At 73.3% G+C, this 4,009-nt stretch carries 2 protein-coding genes and 1 pseudogene; 2 read left to right on the top strand and 1 reads right to left on the bottom strand.

What is annotated here, in order from left to right; genetic code table 11:
- A partial coding sequence (locus RIF68_RS29925) for a PAS domain-containing protein (protein WP_309054412.1) occupies positions 1-1,040 on the bottom strand: 1,040 nt, incomplete at its 3' end.
- 452 nt (positions 1,041-1,492) lie between these two features.
- Here RIF68_RS29925 and katG point away from each other — a divergent pair.
- Both katG and RIF68_RS29915 read left to right on the top strand, forming a co-directional pair.
- Positions 1,493-3,682: a catalase/peroxidase HPI gene (katG, locus tag RIF68_RS29920; protein ID WP_309054411.1), complete on the top strand. Its 2,190-nt coding sequence runs from the start codon at positions 1,493-1,495 to the stop codon at positions 3,680-3,682.
- 202 nt (positions 3,683-3,884) lie between these two features.
- Positions 3,885-4,009 (top strand): annotated as a pseudogene (locus RIF68_RS29915) (adenosine kinase); the annotation flags it as partial.

The following is a 4,009-nucleotide window of genomic DNA, read 5'->3' as shown; positions in this document are numbered from 1 at the left end:
GCCGTCGCCGCCCCGGCCACCGCCGCCGCTGCCGCACCGGGGCTCACGGCGGCGCCCGGGGTCTCCTCGTGCGGGGGGCCCGTGGCCGGCTCGTCCGCGCCGGGGGTGGCGTACGGCCCCCCGGGTGACGGGCCGGCGACCTCGGTGATGTGGACGCTGACCCCGGTGGCGTCGGGGTGGAGGTCGAAGCGGAGGCGTGTGGACGGGCGGCGGACGACGGTCACCGACGTCGGGCGGCGGGTGATCACCGCCTCCCGGTAGGAGTCCTCGAAGGCCGGATCGTCCAGCCACAGCAGCACCTCCCACGGCCGACGGCCGAGGAGGAAGGCGGCGCCCGCGTTGACCAGCCGGGCGCCCGCGCTGTTGAGGAAGGTGACCCTCCCGTCGAGGTCGAGGGCGCAGCAGCCCACGGGCAGCCGTTCGGCGAACTCGACGGCGGCGGCCCCGAGGGCGGGGTCCGTCTCGGAGGGGCGCGCCGCGTACACCGCGCGGGGCTCGGCGGGGAGGGACGGCGGGGGCTGCCCGGCCACGGGGGCGAGCAGGCGCGCGGCACGGCGGCAGCATTCGTCGAGCATCGCGCGTTCCCGGTCGTCGAGCCGGGGCGGGTGCCAGACGGGCCAGAGCAGCACGATGCCGCCGTGGACCGGGCCCGTCCCGCCCTCGGCGACGGGGGCGGCGGCGAGCATGAACTCGTACGGCAGGACGATGCCCACGCGGGGGTAGCGGTGGGCGATCTCCTGGCGGCTGCCGAGCCAGACGAACCGCCGGTCCCGGACGGCGTCCGCGACGGGGACGGGAGCGTCGGCCGGGACCCGCACCCACGGGGCGGCGATCTCGGGAGAGACGCCGGAGATCAGGGCGAGGCGCAGGGAGCGCTCCTGCGGCACCAGCAGGTACAGGAGGCCGATCGAGGCGCCGGTGTCCCGCATGACGTCGGCGAGGACGGCGTCCATCCGCCCGTCCTCGAACACGTCCGTGCGGGCGCCGTCGGCGGCGGTCCCTGGCGCGGGCCGCGCGGCTTCGCCGTCCGGGGCGCCCATGCCGCTCACTCCCCTGCCCCGGCGCGCGCGGCGCCGCACCGGCCGCCCCGCGCCGGGCCGGCGCCCTGCGGCCGGTCCCGGTCTCGGCGGGAGGGCAGGTCACGCATATTCGGACCTTACGTCGGCCCGCTCCCGGCCGCGCGACGAGCCCGCCCGCTCCGGTGTGACCGGGAACGGACCGGGCCGGGCGGGGCCGGCCCGGTCCGGCCGGGAATGCGCGCGCCGGATCCGGGAACGCGGGCCGGGAAAACGCACCGGGGACGCGAGCGTCGGCCGGTGCATTCGTCCGTCGGTTCCGCGCGGCGCTCTGCGTGTTCCCGTGCGGTGCGGTCCGAGGTGCGCGACCATACGGACGCCTGGCGCGGTTCACCGCGCTCGTGAACAGCCGGACAGACGCCGTCGTCGACAAGTTGCAAGCCGAAGGAAAACCCGAGACAGGAAGAAGGCCGAACGTGTCCGCCAGCGAAAGCGAGAACCCGGCGATCCCCTCTCCGACCCCCACGACGACTCGTCCCCGGACGAATCAGGACTGGTGGCCGAATCAGCTGGACCTCCAGGTGCTCCACCAACACTCCCCGCTGTCCGATCCGCTCGGCGCGGATTTCGACTACGCGAAGGAATTCGCCTCGCTCGACGTCGAGGCCCTGAAGCGGGACGTCTTCGAGGTGATGACGGCGTCCCAGGACTGGTGGCCCGCCGACTACGGTCACTACGGGCCCCTGTTCATCCGCATGAGCTGGCACTCCGCGGGGACGTACCGCATCGCCGACGGCCGGGGCGGCGGCGGGGCCGGCGCCCAGCGTTTCGCCCCGCTGAACAGCTGGCCGGACAACGCGAGTCTCGACAAGGCGCGCCGGCTGCTGTGGCCGGTCAAGCAGAAGTACGGCCAGAAGATCTCCTGGGCGGACCTCCTCGTCTTCGCGGGCAACTGCGCCATGGAGTCCATGGGGTTCAAGACCTTCGGTTTCGCCTTCGGCCGGGAGGACACCTGGGAGCCGGAGGAGATCTTCTGGGGACCGGAGGACACCTGGCTCGGTGACGAGCGGTACAGCGGCGACCGGGAACTCACCGGTCCTTTCGGCTCCGTGCAGATGGGCCTCATCTACGTCAATCCCGAGGGCCCGAACGGAAATCCCGATCCGCTGGCCGCCGCCCGGGACATCCGGGAGACCTTCGGACGGATGGCGATGAACGACGAGGAGACCGTCGCCCTCATCGCCGGCGGGCACACCTTCGGCAAGTGCCACGGCGCCGTCGACCCGCAGTACATCGGCCCCGAGCCGGAGGGCTGCCCCATGGAGCAGCAGGGCCTCGGCTGGCGGAACACGTACGGCACCGGCAAGGGCGCCGACGCGCTCACCAGCGGCCTTGAGGGCGCCTGGACCACGGCGCCGACCACGTGGGACAACGGTTACCTGGACAACCTGTTCCGGTACGAGTGGGAGCTGACGACCAGTCCCGCCGGGGCGCATCAGTGGAAGCCCACGGACCCCGCCGCGCGGGACACCGTCCCCGACGCGCACGACCCGTCGAAGCGGCACGCGCCGATGATGCTGACGACGGACCTCGCGCTGAAGGTGGACCCCGTCTACGGGCCGATCACGCGACGCTTCCACGAGAACCCGGACCAGTTCGCGGAGGCCTTCGCCAAGGCCTGGTACAAGCTGCTGCACCGTGACATGGGTCCGGTCTCGCGGTACCTCGGCCCGTGGGTGCCCGAGCCGCAGCTCTGGCAGGACCCCGTGCCGCCGGTCGACCACGAGCTCGTCGGGGAGGCGGAGATCGCCGACCTCAAGCGGACCGTTCTCGCCTCCGGCCTGACGGTGTCCCAGCTGGTCGCCACCGCGTGGGCCTCGGCGGCGAGCTTCCGCGGCACGGACAAGCGCGGCGGTGCCAACGGTGCGCGGATCCGGCTCGCGCCCCAGAAGGACTGGGAGGTCAACGACTCGTCCGAGGTGAAGGAGACCCTCCGGGCGCTGGAGGGCATCCAGGAGGAGTTCAACGCCGCGCGGACGGACGGGAAGAAGATCTCCCTGGCCGACCTCGTCGTCCTGGGCGGCTGCGCCGCGGTGGAGGAGGCGGCGCGCGCCGCCGGGCACGAGCTCACCGTGCCGTTCGCACCGGGCCGTACCGACGCCACCCAGGAGCAGACCGACACCGAGACGTTCGCGGTCCTGGAGCCGCGGGCGGACGGTTTCCGCAACTACGTGAAGGACGGGGAGAAGCTCTCCCCCGAGACGCTCCTCCTGGACCGGGCCAACCTGCTCACCCTGACCGCCCCGGAGATGACGGCGCTGATCGGCGGCATGCGCGTGCTGGACACCGGGTTCCGGGGGTCCTCGCACGGGGTGTTCACCGACCGGCCCGGGACCCTGACGAACGACTTCTTCGTCAACCTCCTGGACATGGCGACCGAGTGGAGGACCTCGGAGAAGGAGGAGAACGTCTTCGAGGGCCGCGACCGCGCCTCCGGTGAGCGTCGGTGGACGGCCACCCCCGTCGACCTCGTCTTCGGTTCCCACTCGCAGCTCCGGGCCCTCGCGGAGGTGTACGCGTCGGCCGACGGAGGCGAGCGGCTCGCCCGTGACTTCGTGGCCGCGTGGAACAAGGTGATGAACCTGGACCGGTTCGACCTGCGCTGACCGGGTGCGGGGGGGGCGTCCGCCACGCGGTGGGCGCCCCCTCCGCCGCGGTCGCGGCCAGTCACTTTTTGCGAAAGATCCCGCAAGTTCTTGCGGGCCGGGCGCGGGGCTGCTTGACTCGGCGCCGCCGCGCCGGCCCGGGGCGGTGTGGCCGAGCGGTGGGCCCGGCGCAGGCCGGCTCCGCCGGTGGGAGGGAACGCCGATGAACGCGACGTACGACGTCCTGGTCCTCGGAGGGGCGGGGGTCGACACGATCGTGTACGTGCCCGAACTGCCCCTTCCCTGGGCGGACAGCCATCTGATCGAGCGGGGCATCGAGGCGCGCGC

Source organism: Streptomyces sp., assembly GCF_031178505.1.
GTDB classification, from domain to species: domain Bacteria; phylum Actinomycetota; class Actinomycetes; order Streptomycetales; family Streptomycetaceae; genus Streptomyces; species Streptomyces gulbargensis.
The sequence above is the reverse complement of the archived record's forward strand: the minus strand, read 5'-3'. Positions and strand labels throughout refer to the sequence as shown.